The sequence below is a fragment of the Roseateles sp. P5_E1 genome, from assembly GCF_054049335.1.
Map to the genome: position 1 here is coordinate 21,746 of NZ_JBFUMN010000026.1, position 15,813 is coordinate 37,558.

Consider the following 15,813-nt stretch of genomic DNA (forward strand, 5'->3'; position numbering starts at 1 on the left):
GCGGAGCCCGAGCGTGACGTATCACCAGCGGGAGCGGTGGTCCTCGGTCACACCCAGCAGGCCGTCGATGCGGCGCGCCGGTGCGCCGGCGCCTGCTCGTACTGTGCCGGCAAAGCAGCCGATGGGTTGCATGTAGTGGCTGGCAGCGACGAGGAGCTCGCGGTTCTCGGCACGCGCACCTTCGGGCGTGAAGACCAGGTCGAGCAGGCTGTCGTCGGTGTGCACCCGCCACGGTCGCAGCGGCTGGGTGGGGTCGAAATCGAACTGGGCATCGGCCAGCGCGATCGGCATGCCGTCCAGCCACAACACGTTTTCCCGCCCACCGAAATAGCCCTGCTGCAGGTTGAAGCCGACGTCGGCGCGGTGGGCGCTGGCCCAGCGCCAGGCGGTGTCGCGGGCGAGCAGGCCGTTGGACGCGTCGACCGCCGCCCAGGCGCCATCCAGGCCGAAATGATGGCCCTCGGCCTCGGCCCAGCCTTGCACGGGCAGGGCCGTGGTCTTTTGCGTCGCATGGACGATGCCGCCGTCGACCGGGCCGATGGCCAGTAGCGGCGGCGCCATGCGGCCGAGGTCCAGGCGGGCCTGGATGCGCAGCGCGCGCGTGGCGACCGTGAGGCGCAGGCTGTCGTCCGGCTCGTGCCAGAGCGTCAGCCGTGCGCCTGGGCCGCGGAACCAGGCGCGGGCGCCGGCGAGCGGCGCGTCGGACACGCTCGCCTGCAATCCCGGCAGGCCGTCCTGGCGCCAGTTGGCCAGCAAGGTGCGGCGACGGCGGTCGAAGAGGTAGGCGAAAGCCGTGCAGGTCCAGCCGAGGTGGACGATGGCGACCCCGATGAAGAGCTGCTCATTGCCCAGGCCGACGTAATGCCAGCGCTTGTGATGCAGCCTGTGCCAGAGCCAGGAGCGGCGCTCGCGCAAGGGTGACCAATCGATGCGCGCGATGCGGCCGACATAGCGGCCGTGCGCGGGGGCGCCGCCAATGACGACGGCTCGGGGAGCAAGATTCATCGTGAATGCTGTCTGCGCCACTGCAGCGGTGCCTGGCCCGTCCACTGCCGGAAGGCGCGCGTGAAGGCGCTTTGTTCGGAATAGCCGAGCAGCAGGGCCACTTCGGCCAACTCGACGCCGGGGTCGCGCAGATAGGCTTCGGCGAGTTGCTGGCGAGTCTGCGACAGCAAGGCCTGGAAGCTCTGGCCCTGTTCGGCCAGCCGCCGCTGCAGGCTGCGCGGGCTCATCTGCAGGCTGAGCGCCAGATCAGGCAGCTGCGTGCGGCCCGAGCGGATCAGCCCGACGAGCGCCTGGCGCCAGACGCCGACCGGCTCGCTGACGGCAGCCACCTCCTGCAGCAGGCGTTCGGCTTGATCGTCGAGCAGCGCCAGCAGGGCCGCGTCGGCGCCGCGCAAGGGCAGGGCGAGGTCGCGCAGCGCCAGCACAAGGCGTGTGCTGGGCTGATCGAAGCGCACCGGGCCGCCGAAGAAGTCCTCGTAGGGCCGCACATCGGCCGGGCGGCGGTTGACGAAGTCCACCGCCAGTGCGCGCACCGGCTTGCCCGTGAACTCACGCGTCAGTTGCACCAGGGCCGCGATGGCAGTCTCGTCGACCAGGGCGCCGGGGCGGCCGCGCTCCACGCCCCATTCGATGCAGATGCCCTCGGGGCAGGGGTGAACCTGGGCGATGTTCACGTCATAGACCGAGCGGTGATAGCGCTCCAGCCGCAACAGGGCCTCGCCCAAGGTACCGCAGGCCAGCGCCGCGAAGCCGACGACGCCGAAGTGCCGCGGCGCGATGCCGCGGGCCAGGCGCAGCGGAAACGTGGATTTCGGGCCGGGGTCGAGGTCACGTGCCCGCTCGAGCAGCGCCTGCCAGCGGCGCAGTGCGACAAAGGTCTCGACCGGCGCCGGCGGTGTGCCAAGGGCTTCGGCGCGGCCGAGCGCGCCCATGTGCTCGAAGAGCAACTGGACATAACTGGCGGCGACACGGGTCTCATCCACGGCCGGTCGATGATGCAGCAGTGCCGGCCACCGTCCTCTGCGTGATCTCCCCAGGCGTGGCGTGATCCGTCAAAAACCCGGGTTTTGCCGTCAAGAAAGCCTGGCCGTTTCGGATCAACATGGCGGCATGGACTGGCTGCTCGACCTCTACCACTGCCACGGCGACTGGCGCGACCTGACGCTGGTCATGTTGTCACCCGTCTTCGGCGTCTTCATCGCGATGGAGGCCTGGCGCTTTCGCAGGACGGGCGTCTTCGACCTCTGGGACACCTTCGACAGCATGAACAGCGGCGGCAGCTACCTGGTTGCCGACCTGGTGCTGCTYGTCGTGCTGGTGTTGCCGGCCATGGGTTGGGTCTACGACCACCGCCTGTTCACCATCGACGTCACCGTCTGGCGCTTCGTCGGCCTGTTCTTCCTCGTCGAGTTCCTCTATTACTGGTTCCACCGCGGCAGCCACCGCATCCGCTGGTTCTGGTGTGCCCATGTCGTGCATCACGGTTCGGAGAAGATGAACTTCGGCACCGCGCTGCGCCAGAGCTGGTTCTATCCGATTGCGGGCAACTGGCTGTTCTACCTGCCGGCCGTCTGGTTCGGCTTCGAGCCGCGCTGGGTGCTGTTCGCGCTGTCGCTCAACCTGGGCTACCAGTTCTTCGTGCACACYGGCTGGGTGGGCAAGATGCCGGCGTGGTTCGAGTTCATCTTCAACACGCCGTCCCACCACCGCGCCCACCACGGCCGCAACCCGCAATACATCGACAAGAACTTCGGCGGCACGCTGATCGTCTTCGACCGCCTCTTTGGCACTTTCGTGCCCGAGGAGGCGGCGGTGGACTACGGCCTGGAGCACCCCTTCTATACGCACAACCTGTTCTGGCTGAATGCGCACGAGTGGCGGGCGATGTTCCACGACATGCGTCAGGAGAAGAGCTGGGGCATGCGCCTGGCCCACCTGTGGAAGCCGCCGGAATGGCGGCGGCATTCCAACGGGTTCAAGGGCTAGTCGGGCCCAGGTACTTGGCCAGGAAGGCCTCCATGCGCTCGGCGAAATCGACGCGGTTCTTGAGCACCGCAAAGCCATGGCCTTCGCCGGGGTAGGTCACCCAGGCCGGCTCATTGCCGGCCTCGCGCATCGCCTTTCGCAGCCGCTCGCCATGGGCCAGCGGCACGCGCAGGTCGGCTTCGCCGAAGGCCAGCAGCACGGGCGCCTTGATGCGGGCCGCCTGCTTGACGGGTGAATGAGCGGCGATGAGGGCGGCGTCCTTCTCCGGGTCGCCCACCATGTCGCGCAGCTGGAACTGGCGGCCCCACTCCGGGATGTCATCGCGGACCCACCAGGACCCCGCCACATACAGATCCAGGTCGGTCACGGCCACCCAGGCCACGCCGCAGCGGTAGAGCTCGGGGTCCTTGATCAGGCCCATCAGCGTGCTGTAGCCGCCGTAGCTGGCGCCGGCGATGCAGGCCTTGTCGCTGGCGATCTTCTGTTCCTGCGCCCAGCGCAGAGCGTCCGCCACGTCGTCCTGCATGGCCTGGCCGAACTGGCGGAAGCCGGCGCGGAAATGGTCCCGGCCGTAACCGGTGCTGCCGCGAAACTCCGGCTCGATCACGGCGTAGCCTCGCGAGGCCAGGAATTGCGCATAGGCATGCCAACCCCAGGCATTGCCGCGCACCCAGGGTCCACCGTGTACGAGAACGACGGCCGGCAGCGGACCTGTGGCCTCGGCGTTCTTCGTGACCCAGACAGGCAAATCGCGGCCATCGCGTGCCTTGATGCGGTGCAGGTCCATCTGTGCCATCTCGGACGGCTCGATCGCGTTGCGCATGCGGCCCACGGGGCGCCAGACTGATTCGCCCGCGGGCGGCTGGGCCTGGTAGAGCCACAACTGGCCGGGCTCGCGGTCGCTGTAGGAGCGCACCAGCGCCACGACATCGGCCTGGCCGCAGCGTCGGCAACTGATGCTGTTGACGCGGCCCGGCATGCGCTCGTCCGCCGCCTTTTGCAGCGCCTGCATGGCGGCGTTCTGCCAGACCGTCGTCTCGGCGTCGGTCGTGACACGCACGCCCAGGGCAGTGCCCGCGGCGTCATTGAGCACACGACCGTTGAAGTCGAAACCCGGTGTCACGACCAGGGGCTTGGGGTCTGGCGCGTGACGTTCGAAGTCGTACAGGCTCAGCACCGTTTCGCTGCCGCGCTGGGTGTGCGTCACATAGAGCCGGCCGGCATCGTCGACGGCGTTGATGCCGAACGGCGCGTTCAGCAGATCGCTCTCGTACAAGGGCTGCCAGTCCTGGCGGCCCGGGCCGCGCCACAGGGCGCCTCGCCGGCCGTCGCGGCGCGTCAGCGCGACGCGCAGCTCGCCGCGGCTGTCGGTCACCCAGCCCACGGTGTCGGGTGGGGCGTTCACGCCGGTCAGCCGCGTGCGGCCGGTGCGGGTGTTGAGCCACAGCGGCGTTTCCAGGTGGCGCTCGTCGGGCGTGAACTCGGCCAGCAACACCTCTTCGTTGACCTCGTTCGGTTGTGGCCGTGGCACGGCCAGCAGGCGGTGGTTCCAGTCCAGCAGACGATCCTGCCGGCTGCCGTCAGTGAAGAATGGCCGCCCCATGCGCCGCACCAACTGTCGGATCTGGTTGCCGTCGGGGTTGATTGCAAACAAGCCAGGCGCGCCATTGGGGCGGCCGCTGCCATCGGACAGGTCCGTGACGCTGAAGACCAGGCGGTCATCGTTGACCCAGTAGGCCTGCGAGATGTCACCATCATTGAACTGCGCGGTGCGCATCGGCTTGCCGCCAGGGTTGAGGTCGAAGACCCCGAGGCCGACGCGCGGCCCGCCGAAGGTGCTCCTCACGGCGAGCTTGCGGCCCGACGGCGACAGCACGGCCTCGACGATGGTGGGGTCCTTGAAGAAGGCCTCGGCCGGCGGCGGCGCGGCCAGGACCGGGTTCGCCGAGGCGAGCGCGGCCAGCAGGATCAGTGGAGCGAGCAGGCGCTGCTTCATGGCTGGTCCAAATGCTTGGCGAGAAAGGTCTCCACCCTGCGGGCGAAGTCCAATCGGTTCTCGGGCTTGCCGAAGCCATGGCCTTCTTCGGGGTAGCTGACCCATTCCGGCGGATTGCCGGCCGCCTTCAGGGCGTCGCGCATGCGCTTGCCATGCACGATGGGCACGCGCAGGTCTGCCTCGCCGTAGGCCAGCAGCACCGGCGCCTTGATGCGCGAGGCCAGCTTCACCGGTGAGTTGGCGGCCAGCATGGCGGCATCCTGCTTGGGGTCGCCGACCATTTCGGGAAGGGTCAGCTTGCGGGCGATGCTGCTGTCATCGCTCACCCACCACGACCCCTGCACCATCAGCTCCAGGTCCGTCACGGCCACCCATGCCACGCCGCAGCGGTAGAGGTCGGGTTCCCTGGCCAGGCCCATCAGCGTGCTGTAGCCGCCGTAGCTGGCGCCGATGATGCAGGCCTTCTCGTTGGCCAACCCTTCCTTCTGCGCCCAGCGCAGCGCGTCGGTCACGTCGTCCTGCATGGCCTGGCCCCATTGCTTGAAGCCGGCGCGCAGGTGCTCCTCGCCGTAGCCGGCGCTGCCGCGGAACTCCGGCTCGATGACGACGTAGCCGCGCGAGGCCAGGAACTGCCCCCATTTGTCCCATTCCCAGACATGGCCCCGCACCCAAGGCCCGCCGTGCACCAGCACAACGGCCGGGCGCGGCCCCTTGGCATCGTCGGCGCGCGTGATCCACACCGGCAGTTCGCGTCCGTCACGGGCCTTGATGGTCTTGAAATCCATCGTCGCCATCTGCTCGGGGGTGACCGCCTCGCGCACCCGGCCGATGGAGCGCCAGTGGGGCTCTCCGTCGGGCGGTTTACCCAGGTAGAGCCAGACCTTGCCGGGGTCGTGATCGCCGTAGGACTTGATGATGGCCACCATGTCCTGCTGGCCGCAGCGAAGGCAGCTGATGCGGTTGATGAAGCCCGGCAGGCGCTTGTCGGCCTGCTGCTGGAACTTGGCCATGCGTTCATCCAGCCAGACTGTCGCCTCGCTGTCCACCAGCGCCCGCACGCCCAGCACGGTGCCGCCTTCGGTGATCAGGTGGCCGGCGAAATCGAAGCCAGGCGTTGCCACGATGGCGGCCTGAGCGGGCGCTTTCGTTTGGACGTCGTAGCGCGCCAACACGCCTTGCGGGCTTCCTTTGGGCACGTGCGTGACGTAGAGCGTGCCTTTGCTGTCGACGTCGTGGAGCCTGAAGGGCTGCTTCAGCACCGTCGTGTCGTAGAGCTGCTCCCATTGCGTGCTGCCCGGCTTGAGCCAGTAAGCCTGCAGGCGGTCGTTCGTGAAGCTCACTGCTGCGCGGGGCGCGCCGCTGGCGTCGACCAGCCACTGCTGGATGTTGTCGGCCGGTGCCTGAACGGCGACGTCGCGCGTCATGCCCGTGCGAGTGTTCAGCCACAACAGCGCCTGGGTGCGGCGCGAGTAGGAGGTCACCAGCACTTCTTCATTGGGTTCACCGGGCCGTGGCTCGGGCACCAGGCGCAGGCTGTGGCTCCAGTCCAGCAAGCTGTAGTCAGGCTCCCCCTTGTTGATCCCGAAGCGGTTGTCGCGCTCGATGAGCTTTCGCAGCCCGGTGCCGTCCGCGTTCACGGCGAACAGGCCCGGCGGCCGCCAGTTCTCGCCACTCAGGTCCGTGAGGCTGAAGACGAGCCGGTCATCGTTGACCCAATGGACCTGAGTGACATCCTCCTTGCCGAATTGCACGGCTCGCGTCAGCTTGCCACCGGGGGCCAGTTCCAGCACGACGAGGCCGACGCGCTTGGCGCCTTTGGCGGTCGTGATGGCCAGCCGCTTGCCCGAGGGCGACAGCGCGATTTCGCCGATGTCCGGATCGCCAAAGAACACCTCGGCCGGCGGTGGGGCCGCCCGCGCGGCGCTGACGAACAGCAAAAGGCCGGCAACGACGCCGGCCCAGCACTTCAATATCTCCATATCGCTCCCTGCACTGCTTCGTTGACAGCGGCGCGCAGCATAGGGGAGGGCGTGGCGTAGGCAGCCTGCGTGTGATGGCAATCCTCACCAAGGCGCGGGAGTGCCGGCGCTGCATGACAATGCCCGGCCATGACTGCTGCCCCTCCAGACGACGCGCCCGTCGTCATCATCGGCGCCGGCCTGGCCGGCCTCACCGTGGCCCTGCATCTCGCCGACAGCGTGCCCGTCGTCATCCTCGCCAAGCGGGAGCTGACCGAGGCGGCCACCGCGTGGGCCCAGGGCGGCATCGTTGGCGTGCTGGGCAGCGACGATTCCATCGAAAGCCATGTGCGCGACACCCAGGACGCTGGCGCAGGCCTCGTCGACGAAGCCGCCGCCCGCTTCATCGCCGAGCGCAGCGCTGCGGCCGTGGGCTGGCTGGTGGACCAGGGCGTGCCCTTCACGACCGACGACACCGGCCCGATGGGCCTGCACCTGACGCGTGAGGGCGGGCACGCCGTGCGCCGCATCGCCCACGCGGCCGACGCCACCGGCAAGGCCATCCACGACCAGCTGCTGGAGTTGGCCCGCAAGCACCCCAACATCACGCTGCGCGAGCGCTGGATGGCGCTGGACCTGATCACCTCACGCCATGTGCAGCGCGACGAACCTACCCGCGTCTACGGCACCTACGCACTGGATATCGACACCCAGCGCGTGGAGACGCTGGCGGCACGCGCCGTCGTGCTGGCCACTGGCGGTGCCGGCAAGGTCTACCGCTACACCACCAACCCCGACACCTCGACCGGCGATGGCATCGCCATGGCCTGGCGCGCCGGCTGCCGGGTCGCGAACATGGAATTCATCCAGTTCCACCCGACCTGCCTGTATCACCCGCAGGAGCGCAGCTTCCTCATCACCGAGGCCTTGCGCGGCGAGGGGGCCTACCTGAAGCTGCCTGAACATCTCGGGGGCACCCGCTTCATGGCCGCCCACGACGAGCGCATGGAGCTGGCGCCGCGCGACATCGTCGCCCGCGCCATCGACTTCGAGATGAAAAAGCACGGCCTGGACCATGTGTGGCTGGACGCCACCCACCTGGGAGAAGCCTTCCTCATCGAGCATTTCCCGACCATCCACGCCCGCTGCCTCAAGCTCGGCATCGACATCGCCAGGCAGCCTATTCCCGTCGTGCCGGCTGTGCACTTCACCTGCGGTGGTGCTGTGACCGACCTGCTCGGCCGCTGCGACCTGCCGGGCCTGTATGCCGTGGGCGAAACCGGCTATACCGGCCTGCACGGCGCCAACCGCCTGGCCAGCAACTCGCTGCTGGAATGCGTGGTGCTGGGCCAGACCTGTGCGGCCGACATCCTGTCGCACCCGCTCCCCGACGGGGCTCGCATCCCAGCCTGGGACGAGAGCCAGGTCGAGAACGCCGACGAGCAGGTCGTCATCGCCCACAACTGGGACGAACTGCGCCTGTTGATGTGGAACTACGTCGGCATCGTGCGCACCACCAAGCGCCTGGAGCGCGCGTTGCACCGCATCAAGCTGCTGCGCGGCGAGATTGATGACTACTACGGGAGCTTCCGAGTCACGCGCGACCTGCTGGAGCTGCGCAACCTCGTCGAATGCGCCGAGCTGATCGTGCGCTCGGCCTTGATGCGCCACGAGAGCCGCGGCCTGCACTTCAGCCGCGACTACCCGCGCACGCTGCCGGTGAGCTTCCCGACGGTGTTGATCAGCAAACGGCGCCGACGCTAGCACCGAGCGCGGATATGCCGGGCCTCAGCTCTTCACCATACAAGCTCGCCGTCGTGGCAGGCTGCTCGTTCCGACTCAAGTTCTGATCAGGCCTGCCGATACATGCGAGATGGACATCGCCAACTCCACCAGCGTCAACATCGCGTCGAGCAATACCCAAGGGGCAGCCGATGCGGTCGGCCTCCTGGTGCTGCGCAAGGCGATCGACATTCAGGCGGCTGGTGCCATGGCCCTGCTCAGCGCGCTGCCGCAGCAGCCGGCACTGGCGACCGAAGGCACGCTGGGGCGCAACGTGAACGTTTACGCCTGAGTAAGACCGGGGCGCGGTTCACGCGCCCAGAATCCCCCGACCACCGCGCATCGCCCCTCTGCCCCAACGCGAGACCCGGCGCCGGCATAGGGCATCGTGACAGGCGTGGGCGAATTGAAGGCGGCAGCCAATCGGGCGCCGAAGAGCGGGCCGGTGGCGATGGCCATCACCAGGTTCCCGTCGCCATCGCGGGCGCTGATCCTGCCGGCGGCGCTGTCGAAGGCCCAATGGCTGACGCCGGCCTCGGCGCCAAGATGGCGGTTCGCATCAAGCAATCCCATGATCGTCTCCTGCTCTGGCGGCGAACTCGGCGACGGTGTCTTGCCACTCGTTCCAGCCGCCTTCCTTCACCTCGATGGCGCACAGAAATTCCATCTCGAAGCGCTTGGCCTGAGCCTCACGCCTGAGCCTGGCTCGCTCTTCGACCCGCTTGGCCCGGGCCGCGAAACGCCGCGGCATCTTCTCTAGCAGCGCGGCGAAGCCGACAGGTTTGTTGATCATCAAAGCACCGTCCTCCGCGGGTCCAGTTCGGTGCCTTCCCAGGCCTCTTCATCGGTCGTCGGCTGCGCGGCGAGGTGCGGCGCGTATTCGGCTTCCCATGCGCGCAACTGGCTGATGGTGATGCGCAGCAGCGAGGCGCTGGCCCAGAGCGCGTCATCCGGGGCAAGTGGGGTGGATTGAGATTGCATGGCGGCTCCTGTTTTCGATGGAGCCAGTCTCGGAGCCCGCCGGCCGCGGGGGTATCGCCCTTTGGGGGTGCTGAGGGGGGATGGGCGGGCGGGCATCCCCCGTCGTATCCCTCCAAAGGGGGATGGCGGTCGACTCGAAAGCCACGGCCTCAGATGCGAGAAAGGCGCCTAGGCTGTTGATTTCGCTAGGGATTCGTGGGCCTACGGCACCGGAGCCTGCGTCTGCGCCCGGGAAGGTGTCTCAGCCAGGGTTCAGTGCCGTCGCGGGCGGGCAGAAAGTCCTGGGCAGCACCGAGCGCCCGCTGAGTCTGACGCAGTTCGGCTGCAGGCCCTGCCAGGCCCGGCTGCCGAAGTTGGCTGTCACGGCCCTGCCGTCTGCGTAGCTGACCTGCTGCACGCTGTGGTCGTCCGTGAGCCACGCGAAGGCCGTGAGCGCCACGGGTGCCGACACGCCGTGCACGGCCTGGAAGTCRTCATGCGCCGCCTTCAGCCAGGCGGCGGCACTGGCGAGGTCGCGCCGGTCAAGGTTCCACAGAGTCGGCACGCCATACAGCAACGAACGAGCGTAGCGGCGCGCTTCCTGGCCCACCACCTTGGTCAGGCTGAGTTCCCAACGATCCACGGTCACCAACGCGTCGTGATAGACCGCATCGAACAGGGGCAGGCGATCAGCGGGTTCGAACAGGGCGTGTGCTTCGTCAGCAGTGGGCGTGAAACGGCCGAAATAGATCGGAGGACGGTCTGGCGGCCAATAGCCGTTGAAGCGCTTGTCGCTGAGCAGGGGCCAGAACGCCGCCACGTGGGCTTGCCCCGTGCCGTGCGAATAATGCGTGACGTCGGCGCTCCAGGCCGTCACATTTTCCGAGCCAAGCACAAGGCCGAACTTGCGCATGCCCAGTTCCAGGCGGGCCAGGACGTTGCGGCGATCCTGCGCCTTGGTCATGCGGTGCTCGGGGCTGAAGTCGTCGTAGAAGTTGCCGAAGCCGTCCACGTCGACGAAGACCTGGCTCGCGCCGTCACGGATGTGCCCCTCGTAGCGCTGCGCCGGGACAAAGCCCGCCGGGTGCCGTGCGATGGCTTCGCTGGACATCTGGCACCCTCGGCTGGCGAAGCCCGGCACGACGGCGCCCTGCTTGTCGCGCAGGCAGCCCGACGGGTAGAGCCCAGGGCCCCAGACCGCGGCCGGCATGTCTGCAGTGTCGTCAGGCTGGCCGTTGTCGAAGGCGTCGTAGGGCCCCGCCAGGTAGCCCAGGCCATGGGCCTTCTTCAGGTAGGCCGGCCGGACCAGGTGCTTGTGCGTCTTCGGGTCCTGGTCATAGCTGATCACGAGCTTGGCGATGCCCAGCGCCTTCAAGTCATCCAGGAAAGCGAGATCGCGGCCATCGCCCCAGACGTACAGATGCGGGGCGCCAAACAGGCGGTCCAGTTCAGGCACCTGCTTGTCGGCAAAGGATCGCAACCGACCCTGCTGCCGCAGGTAGTCTCTGTAGAACAGCGCCGGTGCGAGCGGGTTGGGTGCACCGAGCTCGATCATCAGGTCCAGCGTGCTGGCGCCGTCGGCGAAGTCATGTCTCAGGCTGGCCTGCAGCCCGTTCGAGTTCTGCAGGCAAAGCTCGGACTGAAAGCCGTCGTCCAGCGCGTAGGTGATGGCCCGCGTGCCTGTGAGGTGGGTCCACGCCGGGAAGGACAACAGGGTGGTGCCGCCGAAGCACTGCGGGCGGTTGAAGACAGAGCGCCAGTAGGCATCGTTGACGCCGAAGGCCATGCCCTGCCCATCCGGCACGATCCAGGTTCCTGACGAGACTTCTGGCATGGACGCCTGCCAGCGCGTGCCGTGCTGCCCGGTGACCGACACCTTGAGCGCCCGGCCTTGTGTACTGAGGCGCACCTGCTGGCCTTCGCCGGTTGTCCAGGCCCAGGCCCCCGGGCTTGTGGTGACCGGGCTGTCATGCGCTTGCGCCTGGGGCTTGAGCAGGGGGATCGGTGCGGCATCGCCGTCGCGGGCTTCGATACGCAAGGTGGCGCTGTCGACGAGGTAGGTGACCGAGCCGGCGTGGACCTCGATCACGGCCGCCTGCGCGATGGTCGACAGAATGGCCAGCAGCAGACCGCCGAGGCCCAAGGCGCGGGACGTCATGGATTCAGATGGCTTTGTGCAGTGCGGGCGATTGTCGTAGCCACCGCCGCGTACGGAGCGGTTCGGACTTCCGCTTGTCGATTTCTGCCGTCTCGGATCGTCGTGAGGTTGTGGCGGCAGAAGCCGCAGCGACTCCCGGGCCGATGCCCCTGGCCATCAACGAAGGAATCCTTATGCGCAACGGTCTTGTTCCCGTGTCGCCGTGCCGGTGGGTCCATCTTCATGTCGCGATCGTCGTGTGTGCCGTGGTCGCCGCGTTGATCCAGTCAATCTGCGCCGTGGCGCCCATGGAAATGCAGGGTGCAACGGCTTCGACCCCTTCTAGAGACGCGCCGCAGCGCAGCGACACCTGAGTGTCGGCTGAACTGGGCACGGTGCGCAGGCAAGCCGTTGAATCATTCGGTCAGAGGACAGTTCCATGAGAAGGATCGTGTCGGTCGCTGACGGCATCGCCGGGCGCGGTGGGCGAGCGATAGCCCTGCAGGCCGAGCTCGGCGATATAGCGTCCATCCAGCGCCTGTTCGACGCAGCACAGCAGGCGTTCGGGGCGCCTGACATCGTGGTCGTCAACGCGGGCGTGGTGGTCATCAAGCCGGCGCGCCCAATCAACCCCCTTCGGCATCGAGATCAAGGAGGTCATTGACCGCCGCGTCCTGGGCATCGGCACTGCTCTTCAAGTCCAAGGCTGATTGACGCTTGTCGAGTAGCGAGACTGCGCCCGAAACGATCAGCGCCAGCATCGCAATTCCGAAGGAGAAACATCCACCGATGAAAAGCAGCACGGCGTGCGATTCAAGGTGGCGGAAATTCGCGCCGGCGTAGTACGCCGCATAGCCTGCGGCCAGTGCCATGCTGGCTAGACCGCTTCCGGTCATGACAATGGCCACGAGAAGCAGGAACCAGCAGACAAGCATTCCGGCGAGGGGAACCCGCCGCGCGCTGTGGATATCGACAACCTTCTCAGAGAACGTGATTGATGCGACGAGGATGGCGACCAGAATTGTCAAAAAACTCTTTGCCAAGTCCTTCGACTCCGCGTAGTCCTTTTCCAGAAACAACTTCGCGTTGCGCTCGATGCAGTCAGCGAACTTGGCATCCGTCGACTGCAAGACCTGGTCCGAGCCATCCACGCAGATGGTCAAGGAGCCGGGCGCTTGGAACCACGGGAGGGTCAATTGCCTGGCAGCGAAGATCGCTAAGACAGCAATACCAACGACTAAGAACCAGCGAATTGATTTGGTCATGGCTCCGTGTACAGGCGCAGGGAGGCATTGGATCGCCCTCAAGCAGTCGCACGTTCGCACGCAGGTCCAACCGAGCGAATCATCAGATGTGAGGAGGAAGATCGTTCGCATATCGGACGGTCACGCTTTTCCGTTCGACAGCTTGGCCCAAGGCGCGACGCCGAGCCGGCCGATGCATCGAAGCCGACGGCGAATTGCATCAGATGGCCGCCGGCATACTTAAAGAAGCGACGGGAAGGCGAGGATAAAAGCGACTCAATGGGTCGAGGTCATCGCGCTTGCCGTGGCCCGCCGCTGCCAAAAGCAAACATGCTCCGTCTCTCGCGGCCCGGTCCGCGATGCCATTAGTCCCGTGCCACTCGGTCAACCGCCACCTGACACGAAAAAAGCGCCTAAGCCCTTGTGGAACTTAGGCGCCTGATCGGCAGTGAGTTCTCGTGAACTCTTGATTTGGCCTGCCCGGAGGGACTCGAACCCCCGACCTGCTGCTTAGAAGGCAGCTGCTCTATCCAGTTGAGCTACGGGCAGACAGAACAGGTGATTATCAGATCAGCACGCCGATGATCGCGTCGCCGATGCCCATCAGGGCGGCGCCGGAGATCAGCCCGGCGCAGATGGGCTCCATGCCTTCGACCCAGATGCGGTGGCCGCGGGAGTCGGCGGGGGCGTTCTTGTACTTCTTGGCCATGTACCAGAACATCAGCGCGCCGACGAACATCATGAACGTGGCTTGCGGCGGCAGCGTGACGCCCAGGCCGATGGCCACGGCCGACAGGCCCGATTTGCCCTTGGTGACGATGCGCGCCACTTCGATGGCAATGGCCGCCATGGCCGCGACGGCCATGGAGATCAGCGCGGAGGTGGGCAGGCTTTTCAGCCCCTTGGCGATGATGTCGGCCACGCCCTTCCACTGCAGCGCGGCAGGGAAGCCGAACTGGTCGGACACCATGTTCGCCGCGCTGGCAGCGCCGTTGGCATCAGGCTTGATGAACAGCAGGAAGAACAGCGGCACGCAGACCAGCACGCCGGCCAGGTTGCCGATGATGTGGCCGATGGCCTGGTGGCGCGGCTTGCCGCCGAGCATGTAGCCGGGCTTGATGTCGGACAGCAGGTTGGCCGCGTTGGAGGCGATCTCGGCCGTCATGCCCGCAGGCAGCAGGTTGGAACCGGGGTTGGTGCGGTCCAGCGCGCCCATCGTGAACTGCGTGATCTTGGACAGGGACCCGGTCGGCGTCCACGACGTCAGCGCCATGGAGTTGGTGCAGATCACGGTCAGCACGAAGATCAGCGGCAGCGACACGATGGCCAGCCACAGCGGCACGCCGAAGAAGGCGTGCGTGGCGTAGCAGCCCATCAGGCTGACCACAGGCACGCCGATCCAGCTGATCCACAGCGGCACCTCGATGTCCTTGAGCAGGTCGCTCTTGGGCTCGGCCTTGGCCGCCACTTGTGCAGGCGTCTTGCGCTTGAACGCACTCGTGAAGATCTCGGGCTTGGCCAGCAGCGACACCAGCGCGCCCACGACCATCATCGTCACGCCCCACCACAGCGACCATTGGTTGACGATCTCGACGCGGTTCAGCGGGATGAGCACGCCATTGGCACCCAGGCGAGGTGCAATGTCACCGGCCTGGATCATCAGCGGCGCCAGGACGACGAAGTTGACGATCACGCCGACAAAACAGCTCGCCGCCACCGCGAGGCCCATCAGGCCCCCGGTGCCGATCAGCGCGGCGTCCACCACCAGGCGCAGGCCCAGGGTGCGGAAGTCGGTGCCCAGGATGCTCGGGATGAAGCCATGCGCCTTGACGGCCCAGGCGTAGTAGTAGTCGTCGATGCGCTCGTGCAGATGCCAGGGCTCCGCCATGCCGGCCCACTTGTCCATGGCCAGCAGCTTGAACTGGATCAGCTTCATCCAGCCTTCGCCGCAGATGCCCTGCAGCAGCGCCGCGCCGCCGGCCACCCAGCCCAGCAGCTTGGCCTTGAACATGCCCTCGCTGCCCTTGCCGTGGTACAGCGAGTCGAGCACCACGCCGCAGGCACGGCCTTCCGGGAAGGGGGCCTGGTCTTCATTGATGAAGCGGCGCTTCAGCGGGAAGGCCAGCAGCACGCCCACCAGCGACACCAGGAACATCCAGATGGCGATCTGCCACCACAGCGGCACATGGCCCGTCACCAGCATGTAGGCCGGCAGGCTGGAGATCAGCGCCGTGGTCACATAGCCCGACGCCGTGGCGATGGACTGGGTGCAGTTGTTCTCGAGGATGGTGTAGTCCTGGGCCAGGCCGGCTGCGTGCAGCGCGCGGAACAGCGCAAAGGCCAGGATGACCGAAGTGAGGCCAACGCCGAGGGAAATGCCCGTCTTGGCACCGATGTACAGGCCGGTGGAGGAGAGCACACCGCCGAGCAGGAAACCGGTGATACCGGAGCGCAGCGAAAGCTGGGCCATGTCGCCGCGGAAGACGTTCTTGAACCACCACTCGTCCTTTTGGGCGCGTGACATGGTGGCGATCTGCTCGTCGGTCAGGTGTTGGAGTGCCATGAGATCAGGGCGGCGCTTGTGACGCGGCCTGGTTAAAGCAAAGCTGGCGATTGTCCCGGCCGACCGCTCGGTCGGACTTTGGGATATGCCCTGGGTCGAAGCCCCTGGATGCGGGGGCTCAAAAAAATACCGCCACGGCAAGGCCAGCGGCGGCGCATCGGTCAGAAGCGGGCGCATTTTGC

At 66.9% G+C, this 15,813-nt stretch carries 15 protein-coding genes and 1 tRNA gene; 4 read left to right on the top strand and 12 right to left on the bottom strand.

Going from position 1 to position 15,813, the window contains the following annotated elements:
- Nucleotides 1–21 precede the first annotated feature (21 nt).
- Both ACXJKJ_RS18645 and ACXJKJ_RS18650 read right to left on the bottom strand, forming a co-directional pair.
- A complete protein-coding gene (locus ACXJKJ_RS18645) occupies nt 22–1,005 on the bottom strand; it encodes a DUF2804 domain-containing protein (RefSeq protein WP_457391554.1) in 984 nt (327 codons plus the stop codon).
- Nucleotides 1,002–1,988: an AraC family transcriptional regulator ligand-binding domain-containing protein gene (locus ACXJKJ_RS18650; RefSeq protein WP_457391555.1), complete on the bottom strand. Its 987-nt coding sequence runs from the start codon at nt 1,986–1,988 to the stop codon at nt 1,002–1,004. The genes ACXJKJ_RS18645 and ACXJKJ_RS18650 overlap by 4 nt, the downstream gene beginning before the upstream one ends.
- Before the next feature lie 127 nt (nt 1,989–2,115).
- Between ACXJKJ_RS18650 and ACXJKJ_RS18655 the strand changes: the two genes are divergently transcribed.
- Nucleotides 2,116–2,991, top strand: a complete 876-nt coding sequence (locus ACXJKJ_RS18655) for a sterol desaturase family protein (protein WP_457391557.1) — start codon at nt 2,116–2,118, stop codon at nt 2,989–2,991.
- Here the strand turns inward: ACXJKJ_RS18655 and ACXJKJ_RS18660 are convergent.
- Nucleotides 2,981–4,987 (bottom strand): S9 family peptidase, encoded by a 2,007-nt coding sequence (locus tag ACXJKJ_RS18660; protein WP_457391558.1) that lies wholly within the window; start codon nt 4,985–4,987, stop codon nt 2,981–2,983. The two genes, ACXJKJ_RS18655 and ACXJKJ_RS18660, sit on opposite strands and share 11 nt — an antisense overlap.
- Nucleotides 4,984–6,966: an alpha/beta hydrolase family protein gene (locus ACXJKJ_RS18665; protein WP_457391560.1), complete on the bottom strand. Its 1,983-nt coding sequence runs from the start codon at nt 6,964–6,966 to the stop codon at nt 4,984–4,986. The genes ACXJKJ_RS18660 and ACXJKJ_RS18665 overlap by 4 nt, the downstream gene beginning before the upstream one ends.
- Before the next feature lie 129 nt (nt 6,967–7,095).
- Between ACXJKJ_RS18665 and nadB the strand changes: the two genes are divergently transcribed.
- Both nadB and ACXJKJ_RS18675 read left to right on the top strand, forming a co-directional pair.
- Nucleotides 7,096–8,709 (top strand): L-aspartate oxidase, encoded by a 1,614-nt coding sequence (gene nadB / locus ACXJKJ_RS18670; RefSeq protein ID WP_457391562.1) that lies wholly within the window; start codon nt 7,096–7,098, stop codon nt 8,707–8,709.
- A 109-nt stretch (nt 8,710–8,818) separates the two neighbouring features.
- On the top strand, nt 8,819–9,019 hold the full coding sequence (locus ACXJKJ_RS18675; RefSeq protein ID WP_457391563.1) for a putative motility protein: 201 nt from the start codon (nt 8,819–8,821) through the stop codon (nt 9,017–9,019).
- On the opposite strand, the gene ACXJKJ_RS18680 is transcribed toward ACXJKJ_RS18675, so the two are convergent.
- The 4 genes from ACXJKJ_RS18680 to ACXJKJ_RS18695 form a co-directional block, all read right to left on the bottom strand.
- The gene (locus tag ACXJKJ_RS18680) at nt 9,010–9,300 is read right to left on the bottom strand and encodes a hypothetical protein (protein WP_457325010.1); all 291 of its coding nucleotides are present in this window, start codon (nt 9,298–9,300) and stop codon (nt 9,010–9,012) included. The genes ACXJKJ_RS18675 and ACXJKJ_RS18680 overlap by 10 nt on opposite strands.
- A complete protein-coding gene (locus tag ACXJKJ_RS18685) occupies nt 9,287–9,523 on the bottom strand; it encodes a hypothetical protein (RefSeq protein WP_457391565.1) in 237 nt (78 codons plus the stop codon). The genes ACXJKJ_RS18680 and ACXJKJ_RS18685 overlap by 14 nt, the downstream gene beginning before the upstream one ends.
- On the bottom strand, nt 9,520–9,708 hold the full coding sequence (locus ACXJKJ_RS18690; RefSeq protein WP_457325013.1) for a hypothetical protein: 189 nt from the start codon (nt 9,706–9,708) through the stop codon (nt 9,520–9,522). Before ACXJKJ_RS18690 ends, ACXJKJ_RS18685 begins: the two co-directional genes overlap by 4 nt.
- A gap of 241 nt (nt 9,709–9,949) precedes the next feature.
- Nucleotides 9,950–11,845 (bottom strand): glycoside hydrolase, encoded by a 1,896-nt coding sequence (locus ACXJKJ_RS18695; protein ID WP_457391567.1) that lies wholly within the window; start codon nt 11,843–11,845, stop codon nt 9,950–9,952.
- Between the two features lie 74 nt (nt 11,846–11,919).
- Between ACXJKJ_RS18695 and ACXJKJ_RS18700 the strand changes: the two genes are divergently transcribed.
- Complete coding sequence (locus ACXJKJ_RS18700) at nt 11,920–12,198, top strand: hypothetical protein (protein ID WP_457391569.1); 279 nt, start codon at nt 11,920–11,922, stop codon at nt 12,196–12,198.
- Between the two features lie 50 nt (nt 12,199–12,248).
- Here the strand turns inward: ACXJKJ_RS18700 and ACXJKJ_RS18705 are convergent, their stop codons facing one another.
- The 4 genes from ACXJKJ_RS18705 to ACXJKJ_RS18720 form a co-directional block, all read right to left on the bottom strand.
- Nucleotides 12,249–12,485 carry a hypothetical protein gene (locus ACXJKJ_RS18705; protein WP_457356012.1) on the bottom strand — a complete coding sequence of 79 codons (237 nt, stop codon included), beginning with the start codon at nt 12,483–12,485 and terminating at the stop codon, nt 12,249–12,251.
- Nucleotides 12,451–13,089 (bottom strand): hypothetical protein, encoded by a 639-nt coding sequence (locus ACXJKJ_RS18710; RefSeq protein ID WP_457391570.1) that lies wholly within the window; start codon nt 13,087–13,089, stop codon nt 12,451–12,453. The genes ACXJKJ_RS18705 and ACXJKJ_RS18710 overlap by 35 nt, the downstream gene beginning before the upstream one ends.
- Nucleotides 13,090–13,540: 451 nt before the next feature.
- Nucleotides 13,541–13,617 (bottom strand) — tRNA-Arg (locus ACXJKJ_RS18715).
- Nucleotides 13,618–13,633: 16 nt separating this feature from the next.
- On the bottom strand, nt 13,634–15,631 hold the full coding sequence (locus ACXJKJ_RS18720; protein WP_457391571.1) for an OPT family oligopeptide transporter: 1,998 nt from the start codon (nt 15,629–15,631) through the stop codon (nt 13,634–13,636).
- Nucleotides 15,632–15,813 lie beyond the last annotated feature (182 nt).